The 15,089-nt window shown below is 68.3% G+C and carries 14 protein-coding genes and 1 tRNA gene; 10 read left to right on the plus strand and 5 right to left on the minus strand.

Going from position 1 to position 15,089, the window contains the following annotated elements; genetic code table 11:
• Nucleotides 1-128: 128 nt before the first annotated feature.
• From ACS5PN_RS30575 to ampC, 4 genes are read left to right on the plus strand one after another with little or no spacing between them, the layout of a single operon-like run.
• Nucleotides 129-515, plus strand: a complete 387-nt coding sequence (locus ACS5PN_RS30575; RefSeq protein WP_439467798.1) for a BlaI/MecI/CopY family transcriptional regulator — start codon at nt 129-131, stop codon at nt 513-515.
• Nucleotides 515-2,239: a M56 family metallopeptidase gene (locus ACS5PN_RS30580; protein WP_439467799.1), complete on the plus strand. Its 1,725-nt coding sequence runs from the start codon at nt 515-517 to the stop codon at nt 2,237-2,239. The genes ACS5PN_RS30575 and ACS5PN_RS30580 overlap by 1 nt, the downstream gene beginning before the upstream one ends.
• Complete coding sequence (locus ACS5PN_RS30585) at nt 2,239-3,375, plus strand: FAD-dependent oxidoreductase (protein WP_439467800.1); 1,137 nt, start codon at nt 2,239-2,241, stop codon at nt 3,373-3,375. Before ACS5PN_RS30580 ends, ACS5PN_RS30585 begins: the two co-directional genes overlap by 1 nt.
• Nucleotides 3,376-3,389: 14 nt before the next feature.
• On the plus strand, nt 3,390-4,541 hold the full coding sequence (gene ampC, locus ACS5PN_RS30590; protein ID WP_439467801.1) for a class C beta-lactamase: 1,152 nt from the start codon (nt 3,390-3,392) through the stop codon (nt 4,539-4,541).
• Nucleotides 4,542-4,553: 12 nt separating this feature from the next.
• Here the strand turns inward: ampC and ACS5PN_RS30595 are convergent, their stop codons facing one another.
• From ACS5PN_RS30595 to mutM, 4 genes are all read right to left on the minus strand, one after another.
• Complete coding sequence (locus ACS5PN_RS30595; protein ID WP_439467802.1) at nt 4,554-6,326, minus strand: methyl-accepting chemotaxis protein; 1,773 nt, start codon at nt 6,324-6,326, stop codon at nt 4,554-4,556.
• An 87-nt stretch (nt 6,327-6,413) separates the two neighbouring features.
• Nucleotides 6,414-6,716, minus strand: coding sequence for a hypothetical protein (locus ACS5PN_RS30600; protein ID WP_439467803.1), 303 nt, complete (start codon nt 6,714-6,716; stop codon nt 6,414-6,416).
• Nucleotides 6,717-6,719: 3 nt separating this feature from the next.
• A complete protein-coding gene (gene mutY, locus ACS5PN_RS30605; protein WP_439467804.1) occupies nt 6,720-7,763 on the minus strand; it encodes an A/G-specific adenine glycosylase in 1,044 nt (347 codons plus the stop codon).
• Nucleotides 7,748-8,566 (minus strand): bifunctional DNA-formamidopyrimidine glycosylase/DNA-(apurinic or apyrimidinic site) lyase, encoded by an 819-nt coding sequence (gene mutM / locus ACS5PN_RS30610; protein ID WP_439467805.1) that lies wholly within the window; start codon nt 8,564-8,566, stop codon nt 7,748-7,750. Before mutM ends, mutY begins: the two co-directional genes overlap by 16 nt.
• 41 nt (nt 8,567-8,607) lie before the next feature.
• Here mutM and ACS5PN_RS30615 point away from each other — a divergent pair, with 41 nt between their 5' ends.
• The 6 genes from ACS5PN_RS30615 (at nt 8,608) to ACS5PN_RS30640 (ending at nt 13,599) form a co-directional block, all read left to right on the plus strand.
• Nucleotides 8,608-10,353: a tetratricopeptide repeat protein gene (locus ACS5PN_RS30615; RefSeq protein WP_439467806.1), complete on the plus strand. Its 1,746-nt coding sequence runs from the start codon at nt 8,608-8,610 to the stop codon at nt 10,351-10,353.
• Nucleotides 10,350-10,865 carry a lipoprotein insertase outer membrane protein LolB gene (locus ACS5PN_RS30620; protein ID WP_439467807.1) on the plus strand — a complete coding sequence of 172 codons (516 nt, stop codon included), beginning with the start codon at nt 10,350-10,352 and terminating at the stop codon, nt 10,863-10,865. The genes ACS5PN_RS30615 and ACS5PN_RS30620 overlap by 4 nt, the downstream gene beginning before the upstream one ends.
• A complete protein-coding gene (ispE, locus tag ACS5PN_RS30625; RefSeq protein WP_439467808.1) occupies nt 10,862-11,755 on the plus strand; it encodes a 4-(cytidine 5'-diphospho)-2-C-methyl-D-erythritol kinase in 894 nt (297 codons plus the stop codon). The genes ACS5PN_RS30620 and ispE overlap by 4 nt, the downstream gene beginning before the upstream one ends.
• A 38-nt stretch (nt 11,756-11,793) precedes the next feature.
• Nucleotides 11,794-11,870: transfer RNA gene (locus tag ACS5PN_RS30630), tRNA-Gln, on the plus strand.
• A gap of 61 nt (nt 11,871-11,931) precedes the next feature.
• Nucleotides 11,932-12,894: a ribose-phosphate pyrophosphokinase gene (locus ACS5PN_RS30635; RefSeq protein WP_439467809.1), complete on the plus strand. Its 963-nt coding sequence runs from the start codon at nt 11,932-11,934 to the stop codon at nt 12,892-12,894.
• Between the two features lie 78 nt (nt 12,895-12,972).
• Complete coding sequence (locus ACS5PN_RS30640; protein ID WP_439467810.1) at nt 12,973-13,599, plus strand: 50S ribosomal protein L25/general stress protein Ctc; 627 nt, start codon at nt 12,973-12,975, stop codon at nt 13,597-13,599.
• 60 nt (nt 13,600-13,659) lie between these two features.
• Here the strand turns inward: ACS5PN_RS30640 and ACS5PN_RS30645 are convergent, their stop codons facing one another.
• Nucleotides 13,660-15,057, minus strand: a complete 1,398-nt coding sequence (locus ACS5PN_RS30645; RefSeq protein WP_439467811.1) for an RtcB family protein — start codon at nt 15,055-15,057, stop codon at nt 13,660-13,662.
• Nucleotides 15,058-15,089: the final 32 nt, after the last annotated feature.

The raw sequence follows: 15,089 nt of genomic DNA on the forward strand, positions 1-15,089 counted from the left end.
GCTCGCCGGATCGGCCGGCAAGCACATCGCCAGAGCGGCCCGGCTAGGGAGCGGCCCGTCGCCCGGCCCGCGAGAAGATCAGAACAAATATTCTAGACAATGAGTTCTAGAACGTTTATTCTGAATCCATGAGTTCTCCTTCTTCCACGAAGCCGACCGCGGCCGAGCTGGATTTGCTGCAGGTGTTGTGGCGCCTGGGCCCGGCCGATGCGAAGGCGGTGCACGAGGCCCTGCTGCCCGACCGCCCCGACGCAACCTACGCCACCGTGCTGCGCCAGTTGCAGGTCATGCACGGCAAGGGCCTGCTGAGCCGCGACGAGAGCCAGCGCCCGCAGCGCTACGCGCCCATTCACGCCCAGGACAAGCTGCAGCAATCGCTGATGAAGGACTTCATCAGCAAGGCCTTCGCCGGCTCGGGCAAGGCCCTGGTGCTGGCAGCCTTGAAGAGCCACGTCAGCGCCAAGGAGCGCGCCGAGATTCGCCAGTTGCTGGCCGGCAAGGGAGACGAAGCCTGATGAGCCTCGATCTCGCCATGAATGCCTGGGGCTGGGCCCTCGTCAATTTCGTCTGGCAGGGCGCCATCGTCGGCACGGCCGTCGCCCTGCTGCTGGCGCTGATGCGCGGCGCCTCGGCGCGCTGGCGCTATGCCGTCTGTGCGGCCGGCCTGGGCCTGTGCCTCGGCCTGCCGCTGGCGCAATGCCTGGACCTCGCGCCCACCGAGGCCGAGTTCATCGGCGAGCTGCCGCCGCTGGCCGAGCAGATGCAGGCCCTGGTCTCCGCATGGGCACTGGGTACGGCGCTGATGCTGGGGCGACTGGCCCTGGGTCTCGCCTGGGTGCGGCGTGCGCGCCAACGCAGCATGCCGGCGCCGACCGAATGGCAGGCCCGACTGGATGCCCTCGCTCGCCGCCTTGGCCTCAAGCGTGCCGTGCCGCTGCGCCTGCTGCCCGAGCTGGCCGGCCCCATCGCCCTGGGCCTGCTCAAACCCTGCGTGCTGCTGCCGGCCGCCCTGCTGTCCCGCCTGCCGGTGGACCTGGTCGAGGCCCTGCTGGCCCACGAGCTGGTCCATGTGCGGCGCTGGGACTACCTCGCCAATCTGCTGCAGAGCGCCGTCGAGGCCCTGCTCTTCTTCCATCCCGTGGTCTGGTGGCTGTCGGCTCGCATGCGCCATGAGCGCGAGCTGGTGGCCGACGAGATCTCCGCCGAACTCCTCGGGGACTCGCGCCGCCTGGCGCTGGCCCTGCACGCCCTTTCTGAACTGGATACCTCCGACATGACACCCTCTCCCGCACTCGCCGCCCGCGGCGGCGATCTGCTCGCCCGCATCGAACGCCTGCTCGCCCCCCGCCCCCAGGCCACCGGCTGGAAGCTGGCCCTGCCGGCCCTGCTGATTGCCGCCACCAGTTTCGTCGTGCAGGCCAAGGGCCGCGATCCGGTCGAGCCGGCGCCCGCTGTCCAGGTGGTCGCCGCCGACGAAGCGCCGCCGGCCCAGCAGCTGCGTCTGCCCGTCAACGCCAAGCATGTCGTCGTCATCGACGACGCCACCGGCAAGGTGCTGATGGCCCGCGACGCCGATGCCGTCGTGCCCATCGCCTCGCTGACCAAGCTGCTGACGGCCATGGTGGTGCTGGACGCCAAGCTGGACCCGAACGAGAAGCTGCGCATCACCAACGACGATGTCGACACCCTCAAGCACAGCAAGTCGCGCGTGCGCGTCGGCACCCAGATGAGCCGCCAGGCCGCGCTGGAGCTGGCGCTGATGGAGTCGGAGAACCGCGCCGCCGCGGCGCTGGCGCGCACCTATCCCGGCGGCGAGGCCGGCTTCGAGAAGGCCATGCAGGCCAAGATCCGCACCCTGGGCCTGAAGCACACCGCTATCAGCGACCCCACCGGCCTGTCGCCGGCCAACACATCCACCGCCAACGAGATGGCGGCCATCACCGCGGCGGCGGCGCGCTATGGCGAGATCGAGCGCATCACCAGCGTCAAGAAGACCAAGGTGCCGGTCGACGGCCGCCAGCGCGAGGTGCGCAACACCAACCGCCTGGTGGGCGCCAAGGGCTGGAACATCCGCGTCTCCAAGACCGGCTACACCGAGGAGGCCGGCCGCTGCCTGGCCATGCGCATCCTGAACGGCAAGCGCCCGGTCACCGTCGTGCTGCTGGACGCCGACGGTTCAGCCAACCGCCTGCGCGACGCGGCGCTGATCCGCAAGTCGCTGGCAAAGCAAGCCTCGTAATGCAGCGCCGCCACCTGCTTGCGGCGGGCAGCGCCACGCTCGCCCTGCCCGCCTTCGGCCTGGAGTTCGCCGCACCTCGCGCGCCGGTCGCGATGCGCGCCAGCACCGACCGCATCATCGACATCGCCGTCGGCATCCGCCCCTTCCGTGCCCAGGGCCCGCGCATCGAAGCGCAGCGCCTGCATGGCAAGACCGTCGTCCACCACTACGGCCACGGGGGCAGCGGTTGGTCGCTGTCCTGGGGTTCGGCGCAGCGCGCCCTCGCGCTGCTGCAGGCCAGCGGCGTGAAGCCCGGCCAGCACATCGCCGTCATCGGCTGCGGTGCCATCGGCCTCACGACGGCGCGCACGGCCCAGCAGGCCGGCTACAAGGTCAGGCTCTACGCCAAGGACAGGCCGCCGCGCGTGCATTCCTCGGCCGCCACCGGGCTGTGGACGCCGGACTCGCGCATCGTCACCGAGGAGCACGCCAGCGAGGCCTGGACGGCCGATTGGGAAGCCACGGCCCGCGCCTCGTTCAAGGTGCACCAGAGCTATCTCGGCCTGCCCTCCGGCCCGGTCGAATGGCATGACGGCTATGTCGTCGGTGACGAGGGCTTCGACCAGCACCTGCCCAGCTACGCCGCCAATGGCAGCGAGCCCGACTACCCCGAGCTGTCATCGCGCATCGCCGACCTGCGCCCGCAGGGCAAGGAACTCACGGCCGACGAGCACCCTTTCCGCAAGCCGCATGTGCGCCGCTTCACCCAGCTCGTCTTCAACATCCCGGCCTACCAGCGCCTGCTGCTGGACGACTTCGCCCGCGATGGCGGCGAGCTGGTGCAGCGCGAGTTCCGCGAGCCGCGCGATCTGGCTCGACTGCCCGAGCGCGTGGTCGTCAACTGCATGGGCGACGGCGCCCGCAAGCTGCTGAACGACGCCAGCATGACGCCGGTGCGCGGCCAGACGGCGCGCCTGATCCCCCAGCCCGAGGTCGACTACGCGCTGATCTACCGCGGCCACAACCTCGTGGTGCTGCCGCGCCGCGATGGCCTGCTGGTGGCCGCCATGGGCGAGAACGACTTCGGCAGCGACGACCTGCGGCCCGACCGGGCTCAGAGCGAAGCTGCCGTGCAGCGTCTGGCCACGCTGTTCTAACCCCACACGCCCCCATGCACCGCTTCATCAAAGCGCGTCTCTTCGCCAGCGCCCTGCTGGCGCCCGTGGGTGCGTCCGCCGCGGACGACAGCCACACCCGCGCCGCCGTCGAGGGCACCATCCTGCCGTTGATGTCGCGCCATGACATCCCCGGCCTGGCGGTGGCCCTGACGGTGGACGGCCGCGCCTACGCCTTCAACTTCGGCGTCACCGCCAAGCAGGACGGAACTCCCGTCACGGACAGCACGCTGTTCGAGATCGGCTCCGTGACCAAGACGATGACGGCGACCCTGGCCGCCTATGCGCAGAGCACCGGCAAGCTGTCGCTGGACGACCATCCCGGCAAATACCTGCCTGCGCTGAAGGGGACGGCCGTCGACAAGGCCACGGTGCTGCACCTGGCGACCTACACCGCCGGCGGCTTGCCACTGCAGTTTCCGGACGCGGTGGAAGGCGACGCCGCGACCTGGGCCTACTTCCGCGACTGGAAGCCGACCGCCCGGCCGGGCAGCTTGCGCAGCTATTCCAATCCCAGCCTGGGCCTGCTGGGCGCGGTCGTGGCGAAGGCGCTCGACCAGGACTTTGCGACAGCGCTCGAGACGCGGCTGTTTCCCGCCTTCGGCATGGCCCACAGCCACGTGCGCGTGCCCGAGCGCGCCATGCAGGACTACGCCTGGGGTCACCGCGATGGCAAGCAAGTCAGGATGCAGCCGGGGCCGCTCGCCGAGCCCACCTATGGCGTGCGGACGACGGCTTCGGACCTGCTTCGCTTCGTGCAGATGAACATCGACCCCAGCTCGCTGGAGCCGGCGATGCGCCGCGCCGTCGAGGCCACGCAGGTGGGGCACTTCCGCTCGGGTCCGCTCGTTCAGGGCCTGGGTTGGGAGCAATACCCCTATCCCGTCTCCCGCGAGTGGCTGCTCGGCGGCAATTCAGCGGAGATGCTCCTGGACCCACAGCCCGCCTACCGGCTGCCCGACGCTACGCAAGCCGGACCGCGCCTGTTCAACAAGACGGGCTCGACGGGTGGCTTCGGTGCCTACGTCGCCTTCGTGCCCTCCAAGCGCGTCGGCATCGTCATGCTGGCGAACCGCAACTATCCAATCCCGGCTCGCGTCGAAGCCGCCTGCGCCATCCTGCAGGCGCTGGCCCCCACTTCAGACTGAGGGAGCCGACGTCTAGAAGGTCTCCCAGTCACCTTCGGCGCCGCTGGGCGAGGGCGCCGCGGCCTTGGGAGCGGGCGCCGCGACGGCAGGGGCTGGCCGGGGCTGGGCCACGGGCTTGGGTGCAGGAGGTTTGGCAGCCGGCCGCGGTGCCGCGGCTTTGGTGGCGGCCATGGCAGGCCGAGGCGCCGGCTTGGGTGCACTGCGCGGCGCCGCCGCGTGGCTGGCATCGACGCGGAAGGCCGCCACGGCCTCGGACAGTTTGGCCGTCTGCATGCGCATGCTCTCGGCGGCCGCGGCCGTCTGCTCCACCAGGGCAGCGTTCTGCTGCGTGGCCTGGTCGAGCTGGCTGACGGCGGCGTTGATCTGGCCCACGCCTTCGCTCTGCTCGCGGCTGGAGACGGTGATCTCGCCGACGAGGTCGGTCACCTTGCGCACCTCGTTGACCATCTGGCCGATGGTCTCGCGCGCGGCCAGCACCTGGGCGCTGCCGCTCTCGACCTTGCCGACGCTGTCGCCGATGAGGCTCTTGATCTCCTTGGCCGCCTCGGCGCTGCGCTGGGCCAGCAGGCGCACCTCGCCGGCCACGACGGCAAAGCCTCGGCCCTGTTCGCCGGCACGCGCCGCTTCCACAGCCGCGTTCAGCGCGAGGATATTGGTCTGGAAGGCGATGCCGTCGATGGTGCCGATGATGTCGCTGATCTTGCGGCTGGAGGTCGAGATGGCATCCATCGTCGTGACCACCTCGCCAACCGCCGTCCCGCCCGCGCCGGCCACCTCGGAGGCGTGGTTGGCGAGCTGGTCGGCCTGGCGGGCGTTGTCGGCATTGGCCTTGATCTGGGCCGCCATCTGCTCGACCGAGGCCGCCGTCTCCTCGAGGCTGGAGGCCTGGCTCTCGGTGCGGGCCGACAGGTCGGCATTGCCTTGCGCGATCTCGGCCGCCGCGACATTGAGCTGGTCACAGCCCATGCGCACGCCCGACACCATGCGCGCCAGGTTCTGCGTCATCTCGTCCAGGTTGGTCACCAACTGGCCGAGCTCGTCGCGCGAGCTGCTGTGCAGGCGCTGCGTCAGGTCGCCAGCCGCCACGGCCTTGACGGCCTCGGAGGCCTTCTGCACGGGACCGGTGATGGAGCGCGTGATCACCAGCGCCGCGACGATGCCAACGCCCAAGCCGACGACAGAGGCGATGCCGAAGATCAGCAGCACACGGCGATAGGCGGACTCGGCGGACTCGGTCGTCTGGCCAGCCAGCTTCTCGTTGTAGTCCCACCATTTGCCGATCGCATCGCGCACCGGCGCAAAGGCCTTGCGCGCATCGCCGAAGGTCAAGTCCTTGGCGGCGGTGCCCTGGGTCGGATCAGACGCACTGTCTTCCGAAGCCTTGAGAACCTTGTCTTGCACGGCGAAATAGGCGTTGGCCCCCTCGCTGACCTTTTTCAGCCAGGCGCCGTCTTCGCTGTCGGCCACCAGCAGCTCATAGTCCTTGATGCGCTGCTTGATGTCCGAGCGCGATTTGACGATGCGTTCGGACAGGGACTTCTTTTCCTTGTCATCGTCCGTGAGGATGTGCTGCTGCTCCAGCCGTCTCGCGTCCGAGAGTGCACCGTCGATCTGGTGGATGACGCGCAGCGACGGAAGAATGTTGGAGGGGTAGTACTCGGCGTAGTAGTTGATGGACTTCGCGAGCAAGGCCCCCACACCGGCCATCGCGAGCATCAACACCAGCAGGATGGCGAAAGCAAGGCCAAGGCGCGCCCCAACGCGCAGGTTCTTCAAGGCATCCAAGGCTGTCCCCTAGTCGTCGTTGTGCTGGGGACTTTGCCCGTTCCGCCTCGGGCAGGCAATGCGCTCAGGCGTGAAGACTGCGCAGTGTCAGCTTTCCGCTGCGTCCGCCTCGCCGAGCAGCAGGGCCAGCAGCACGGCCGAGCCGATCGGCCAGAAGATGACGACGGCGACGAACCAGGGCCAGAAGCTGCGGCCCGTGCGCCGCACCAGCTGCATCATGAAGACGCAGTGCATGGAGCAGGAGACGATGATGCCCAGGCCCAGCAGGGCGATCTTGCCCGCCGGCGGCTCGCCGTCCTGGGTGCTGCTGATGAGCTGCCAGATGCACAGGCCGGCGATGAGCAGCGTGATGACCGCATACTCGACACCGCTCTTGAGATGGGCTTTCATGGCTTAGCTTTCCTCGATCAGTTTCTTCAGCGGCGCGGGCAGCGCGTAATTCGCGAGTTTCTCCCGCGCGACCCAGGTGCCCGAGCCGAATCCTTGCAGGTTTCCCCGGGGCGCCTCGGCGCGCAGGGTGTGCAGCACCCAGTCGAAATGGGTCAGGGCGTGCTGGATGCGGGGCAGCGTCTCCAAGGCGACATCGGGGAGAGCCGCGCGGGCACCGGCCTCGTCGTCGAACATGGGCAGGGTCCACAGGCCCGCCCATACGCCGGTCGCCGGGCGTTGCTGCAGCAAGACCTGGCCCTCGGGCTGTTCCACCCACAGCCACCAGTTCTCGCGGCGGCCGCGCTTGAGCTTCTTCGTCTTGATGGGGTAGCGCGTCGGATCGCCCTCGTGCTGGCCGCGACACATGGGCTGCACGGGGCAGAGCAGACAGTCCGGCGAGCGCGCGGTGCAGACCGTGGCGCCCAGGTCCATCAGGCCCTGGGTGTAACGGGCGACGTCCTGCTGGGGCAGCAGCTCGGTGGCACGATCCCAGAGCTTCTTTTCGGCAGCGCTGCTGGACAGGTCGCCATCGAAGGCCAGCACGCGGCCGAGCACGCGCTTGACGTTGCCGTCCAGGATGGCCACGCGCTCACCGAAGCAGAAGGCCGCAATCGCCGCCGCCGTGGAGCGGCCGATGCCGGGGAGCGTCTGCAGGCCGGCTGCGGTGCGCGGGAATTCGCCGCCATGCAGCTCGGCCACGGCCCGTGCGCAGTTGTACAGGTTGCGGGCCCGGCTGTAGTAGCCCAGACCGGCCCACTGCGCCAGCACTTCGTCGAGCGTCGCGGCAGCCAGGTCGGTGACGCGGGGCCAGCGCGCCAGGAAGCGCTCGTAGTAACCCAGCACTGTCGTGACCTGGGTCTGCTGCAGCATGACTTCCGACAGCCAGACGCGGTAGGGGTCGCGGGTGTTCTGCCAGGGCAGGGTGTTGCGGCCGTGGCGGCGCTGCCAGGCGACGACGGTCTTGCCGAAGTCCGGGATCAGCGCCGTATTCGTCATTTCTTCTGGCATTGCGGGCAGAAGAAGGTGGAACGCTGGCCCTGGACGATGCGCCGGATGGCCGTGCCGCAGCGCCGGCAGGCCTCGCCTTCGCGGCCATAGACCTGGGCCTGCATCTGGAAGCTGCCGGCCACGCCATGGGCATCGCGGAAGTCACGCAGCGTCGTGCCGCCGGCCTCCAGGGCCTGGCCGAGCACCGTGCGCACGGCGGCGGCGAGCTTGTCGGCGCGCGGGCGACTGAGCTTGCCCGCGGGCAGGCGGGGGTCGATGCCGGCCATGAAAAGGGCCTCGCAGGCGTAGATGTTGCCGGCGCCGACGACGATGTCGCCCGCCAGCAGGGCCTGCTTGATGGACACGCGCCGGCCGCTCAGGGCCGCGTGCAGGTGCAAGCCGTCGAAACGCGCATCGAAGGGCTCCAGGCCCAGGCCGCCCAGCAGCGTCGCCACCGGCTCGGCATCCAGGGCCGGCGCCCAGACGACGGCGCCGAAGCGGCGCGGGTCGGTCAAACGCAGCAGGCCACGGTCGGTATGCAGGTCGAAATGGTCATGCGCACCCGGCGCCGGCGTGGTCCCGAGGAAGGCCAGCGAGCCCGACATGCCCAGGTGCATCAGCAGCCCGCCCCGGCTTTCGAGGGGAAGCCACAAATATTTACCCCTTCTTTGCGTGCTGCCGACCCGGCTGCCAAGCAGGATTTCAGGGTCTACGCCTATGGGCCAGCGCAGCGGTTTTCCCAGGCGCAGCCCAGTCACCTGGGCGCCCTGGATGGCATCCGCAAAGCTGCGGCGCGTGACTTCGACTTCGGGCAACTCGGGCATGGGGGCGAAATCATAATCAGGCCCTGTCTGCCGGAGTTCGAATGCCCTTCCCCACTCGCCGCGTGATCGCCGCGGCCGCCCTGCTGGCCGCCCTGCATGCCCATGCCCAGGAGGCCGAAGTTGCCCCTGCGCCCGCCGAGCCGCCGACGAACTCGGCCATGGACGCGCCGCTGTTCTACCAACTGCTGATCGGCGAGCTCGAACTGCAGAGCGGCCAGGCGGGCGTCGCCTTCCAGGTGCTGCTGGATGCGGCGCGCCGCACCGGCGACGAGGAACTGTTCAAGCGCGTCGTCAACATCGCCGTCCAGGCCCGTGCCGGTGACCAGGCCCTGATGGCTGCGCGCACCTGGGCCGAGACCGTGCCCACTTCGTCCGAGGCGCTGCAGAACTGCGTCCAGCTGCTGGCCGTCCTGAACAAGCCCGCCGAGGTGCCGACGCCGCTGGCTGCCCTGCTGCGCGTCGCACCCGTGCCACAACGTCCCGGCCTCGTCCTCGCGCTGCCGCGCCTGTTCCAGCGCTCGCCCGACCCCAAGGCCGTGCTGACGGCGCTGGCGCCGGTGCTGCAGGTCCAGACCGGCCCGCTCAAGCCCGCAGCCCTGTACACCGAGGCCCGCCTCTCCATCAACGCCGGCCAGAACGGCCGCGCCCTGGCGCTGACCCGCGAGCTCAACCAGCTCACGCCCGACAGCGACGACGCGATGCAGCTCGCCATCGATCTGATGCCCTCGGAGCCCAAGGCCGAAGCGTTGATCACCGAGAGGCTGCAGCAGAAGCCCGAGCAGCATGCCTTGCGCCAGGCCTATGCCCGCGCGCTGATCCTGGGCCAGCGGCCGGCAGAAGCCGCCCGCGAATTCCGCGTGCTGACCGAGGCGACACCCGACAACCCGGCGCCCTGGTTGGCCCTGGGCGCCATCGAACTGGAGCTCAAGCACCCCGCAGCCGCCGAAACCGCCCTGCGTGAAGGCCTGAAGCGCCTGGACACGCCGGCCTCGGGCAGCGATGGCGAAATCAAGAGCCGGGCCGACGGCCGTCAGCAGGCCTGGTTGATGCTGTCCCAGGCGGCCGAACAGCGTGGCGACCTGAAGGCGGCCGAAGCCGCGCTGCAGAAGGTCGACGGCAACAGCATCGAGCTGCGCTACCGCCGCGCCAGCCTGCTGGCCCGCCAGGGCAAGCTCGCCGATGCCCGCAAGCTGCTGCAACCAGCCGCCGACGCCAGCGACAGCGACGCCCGCGCGGCTCTGTTGTCGGAGGCACAGCTGATGCGCGAGCAGCGCGACTACACCGCCTCCCTCTCCGTCCTCAAGGCAGCGACGGCACGCTTTCCCACCGACCCCGACCTGATCTACGAGCAGGCCATGATGACCGAGAAGGTCGGCAAGTTCGAAGAGATGGAAGCGCTGCTGCGCAAGGTCATCGAGATCAAGCCCGATTACCACCATGCCTACAACGCTCTCGGCTATTCGCTGGCCGAGCGCAACCAGCGTCTTCCGGAAGCCAAGCAGCTCATCGAGCAGGCCTTGAAGCTCGCGCCGAACGAGCCCTTCATCGTCGACAGCCTGGGCTGGGTCGAGTTCCGCCTGGGCAATCTGCCCGAGGCGACCAAGCTGCTGCGCCAGGCCCATACCGGCCGGCCCGACGCAGAGATCGCCGCCCACCTCGGCGAAGTGCTGTGGGCCAGCGGCGCCGAGGACGAAGCGCGCCGCGTCTTTGCCGAGGCCGCCCAGCGCGAGCCCGGCAACGAAGCCCTGCGCGAGACCCTGGACCGGCTGAAGGTCAAGCCGCGATGAGACTGGCTGCCCTCCTCCTCGCGTTGGCCGTCACCGGCTGCGCCCAGTTGCCGCAGACGCCGCCTGCCAGCACGACCGAATCGCGCCTGAGCGGCCGCATCAGCGTGACGGTGGCGGGTGATGTGCACAGCCGCGGCACCGGCGGCGCGGCCAGCTTCGAGCTCTTCGGCGGCCCGCAGGCCGGACGCCTGGAGCTCACCTCGCCCCTGGGCGCCCTGGTGGCACGCGCCAGTTGGCAGCCCGGCAGCGCCACGCTGCAGACGCCCAAGGACGAGCGCCGCTTCAACGATCTGGATTCGCTGACCCGCGAGTTGCTCGGCGAGCCCGTGCCCGTGGCCGCCCTGTTCGACTGGCTGCAGGCCCGCCCCTGGCCGGCAGCACCACACCAGAAGACGGCGGCCGGCTTCGAACAGCTGGGCTGGCGCATCGAACCCAAGCTGCCTGCGCTGGTCGCCATCCGTCTGGCCGAGCCCACTGTCACGCTGCGCGCCAAGCTGGACGGCGGCGAATGAAGGCCCTATACGACCTCGCCGCGCCGGCCAAGCTCAACCTCTTCCTGCATGTCGTCGGCAAGCGCGCCGATGGCTATCACCTGCTGCAGTCGGTTTTCGTGCTCGTCGACTGGGCCGACACCCTGCATGTGGAGGCCCGCGGAGACGGGCAATTGCATCGCCATGACGTGCTCGGCGGCGACCTGCCTGCCGACGATCTCTGCCTGCGCGCCGCACGCCTGCTGCAGGCCGAGACGGGTTGCAGCCTCGGCGCCGACATCCACCTGGAGAAGCGCCTGCCCGCCGGCGCCGGCATGGGCGGAGGCTCGTCGGATGCGGCCACCACGCTACTGGCCCTGAACCGGCTGTGGGACCTGCGTCTGCCGCTGGAACGCCTGCTGGCCCTGGGGCTCAAGCTCGGTGCCGACGTGCCCTTTTTCCTCGGCGGCGGCCCGGCCTTCGTCGAGGGCATCGGCGAAATCCTGCATCCGATCGCCCTGCCCGGGCAGCGTTTCGCGGTGCTGAAAGGGCCGGCCGGACTGGCGACAAAAGACATCTTTTCGAGCCCGCTCTTGGCAAGGTCCGAAAACCTGGCTATAGTCGCGGGCTTTCCTGCCACGGCAAGAACTGCAGAAAACCTGGTGAACGGTTTTGGTCGCAACGACCTCCAACCGGCCGCTGAAGGAATCAGCAGTGAAGTGCGCGACGCGTTGCAACAGTTGTCCGAAGTTTTCGGCAACGCCCGGATGACGGGCTCTGGTGCAGCAGTCTTTGCAAGGCTCGCCGGGGAAGGGGAAGATGGCAAGGACGACCAGTTCCTGGCGACATTGCTGAAGGGCAGACCTTCAGGGTGGACCGGTCGAATCTGCCGCAGTCTGGCTCAACACCCGCTCGCGGGCTGGGCAGATTGAAAAGTTTAGGGGTGCAGCAGCTCTGCTGTGTCCTGTGTAGGGGAGTCGCCAAGTTGGTCAAGGCATCGGATTTTGATTCCGACATGCGAGGGTTCGAGTCCTTCCTCCCCTGCCAAATTTCTGTTTTTCGCTGAACCGGCTCTGCTTCAGCGAGCCACTGACACCAGAGGCTCCCAGTGCTGCTCAACACGGTTCTCTTCACCGGCAATGCGAACCCGGTCCTCTCCCAGGAAATCGCTACTCATCTCGGTCTCGAGCTGGGCAAAGCCGTGGTCGGCCGTTTCTCCGACGGTGAAGTCGCCGTCGAGATCCAGCAGAACGTCCGCGCCCGCGACGTCTTCGTCATCCAGCCCACCTGCGCGCCGACGAACGAGAACCTGATGGAGCTGCTGATCATGGCCGACGCCCTGAAGCGCTCCAGCGCCCGCCGCGTCACCGCCGTCATCCCCTACTTCGGCTATGCCCGCCAGGACCGCCGCCCGCGTTCCACCCGCGTGCCCATCTCGGCCAAGGTCGTCGCCAACCTGCTGGAAACCGTCGGCGTCGAGCGCGTGCTGACCATGGACCTGCACGCCGACCAGATCCAGGGCTTCTTCGACATTCCGGTCGACAACATCTACGCCTCGCCGGTGCTGCTGTCGGACCTGAAGAGCCGCAACTACCAGGACCTGGTGGTCGTTTCGCCTGACGTCGGCGGCGTGGTGCGCGCCCGCGCCCTGGCCAAGCAGCTCGGCTGCGACCTGGCCATCATCGACAAGCGCCGTCCGGCCGCCAACGTGTCCGAAGTGATGCACGTCATCGGCGAGATCGACGGCCGCAACTGCGTGATCATGGACGACATGATCGACACCGCCGGCACCCTCGTGAAGGCGGCCGAGGTGCTGAAGGCCCGCGGCGCCAAGAGCGTCTTCGCCTATTGCACCCACCCCATCCTGTCGGGCCCGGCCATCGAGCGCATCGCCGGCTCGCAGCTGGACGAAGTCGTCATCACCAACACCATTCCGCTGACCGACGCGGCCAAGGCCTGCAAGAAGATCCGCCAGCTGTCGGTGGCCTTCCTGTTTGCCGAGACCATCCGCCGCATCTCTGATGGCGAGTCGGTCACTTCCCTCTTCTCCGAGCAGAACAACAACTTCTGATCGGAATACGTGGCTGTCGCAAGACGGCTTTTTCAAACGGCGCCTGGTCGCGGGTGCCGTTCTCTTTTGGAGAAAACCATGAAGTTTGTCGCTTTTGAGCGCAAGTTGCAGGGGACCGGAGCGAGCCGCCGCCTGCGAGTGGCCGGCAAGGTGCCGGGCATTGTTTTTGGCGCCGGTGAGCCCGTCATGATCGAACTCGATCACAACGCGCTGTTCCACGCCCTCAAGAAGGAAGCCTTCCACAGCTCCCTGCTGGACATGGAGCTGAACGGTTCGTCCACGCAAGTGCTGCTGCGTGACTTCCAGATGCACCCGTACAAGCCGCAAGTCCTGCACTGCGACTTCCAGCGCGTGGACGGCACGACCAAGATCACGAAGAAGGTCCCGATCCACTACGTGGGCGAAGAGACCTCCGCGGCCGTCAAGACCGACCACTGCACGGTCAACCACGTCGTGACCGAGCTGCTGATCACCTGCCTGGCCCAGCAACTGCCCGAGTTCATCGAGGTGGACCTGTCTGGCCTGACCAAGGGTCACAGCCTGCACGTCAACGACATCAAGCTGCCCGCCGGCGTCAAGGTCGTCACCCACGGCAAGCCCAACCCCGTCCTGGCGACGCCGGTTGAGCCCAAGGCCGAGGAAATCGTCGTGGCCGCCGCTCCGGCCGCCGACGACGGCAAGGGCAAGAAGAAGGGCAAGAAGTAATTCTTGCTGGCTTCCAGCCAACATGAAGGGCTCCGCAAGGAGCCCTTTTTCATTGGCGGCTCAAGCCTTGAAGGTCATCCATGGTCGCAGGCGCACGGCGGCCTTGATGAGGCCCGCCTCCTCTTGGGCTTCAATGACGGGGCCAATCGGCTTGTAGGCGTGCGGCGCCTCCTCGACCCGGCGCTCTTCACGCAAGGTGACGCATTGCCAGGCCTGCTGCTGCTCGTCCATGGCCTTCATCGCGCGCATCCTTTGCCGTCGCATCGAGCGACCCGCACCATGGCTGCAAGACCACAGCCAATCGGCATTCCCCAGGCCCGTCGCCAGATAGGACGCGTCGCCCATCGAACCGGGGATCAGCGCGAGTTCACCCGCGTGCGCCGGTGTCGCGCCCTTGCGATGGATGTTCAGCCCCCGCTCCCTCAGCACGACGTTGTGCGGCACGTCGACGACCAGCCGTGACGAACCGGCACCGGCCACTGCTTCAAGGTCCTTGCGAACCAGTTCAGCCAGCACGACACGGTTGGCCCAGGCATAGCGCGCCGCGGCACCCATGGCTTGCAGATACTCCTCGGCCATCGGTCCTTGAAGGCCGTAGAGGGCGCTCGTCGGATGCTTCATGCCCGCAGGCCAAGCCTGCCTCGCCTTGTCCATCCAGGCCTGACCGACATAGAAGCCCAGGTCGCGCGAGCCACTGTGGATCATGACGGCCACGTCACCCGTCTTCACACCGGCCTCGTAGGCCACATGCCGGTCCAGAACCGCGTCGACGACCTGCAACTCCACGAAATGGTTGCCGGCGCCTGGCGTGCCGAGGCTGGGGTCACGAAACACCGCATGAGTGTCGCTTCGGTAGGCCAGGGGCACGTGACGGGAATGCCCGCCGAACGAGGCCAGCCCCACGCACTGCTTCACCTCGGCGCGCAGTCGATCCCGGTCGCATTGCGCCCAGATGCCAAGAGAATCGAGGCTGTCCAGGAAGGCATCGGGGCCGTCGTCGAACAGCGCCGTAAATGCCCTCGTCGCAACCGGCACATCGCGCCCGTTGTCCAGCAGGCTGCGCGTGAGCCGCCTGATCAATGCCTCTTTGTGCGGCTCCAGTTGCCCGAGGTTCAGCCCGGTAGTCAGCAGGCGCATGCCGCAATTGATGTCGGTGCCGACGGAACTCGGGATGACAAAGTCGGCCGACGTGGCGACGACCGTGCCGACGGGCGCGATGGCGCCGGGGTGGAAGTCCGGCGTCGCGCAAGCCTTGCAGACAGCGGCCTCGCCGCCCGGCCCGCGCACGCTGGCGAAAGCCAGCAACTGGCTCACCGCCTTCTCTTCCAGCGGCAGGCTGGCCGGCAGCAGGATGGTGGCCTGCGCCGCCTCGTTGTGGACGTGATAGATGCCATCGCGATAGCTGAGCGCGATGCCGTTGCGGGCGAAGGCCCGCTGAAGTCTTTGATGGTTGCCCATGGCTGCAATCGAGAAGCCTGGCCAGGACGGCA

Origin of the sequence: Roseateles sp. NT4 (genome assembly GCF_051857475.1) — a bacterium.
Lineage (GTDB): Bacteria > Pseudomonadota > Gammaproteobacteria > Burkholderiales > Burkholderiaceae_C > Pelomonas.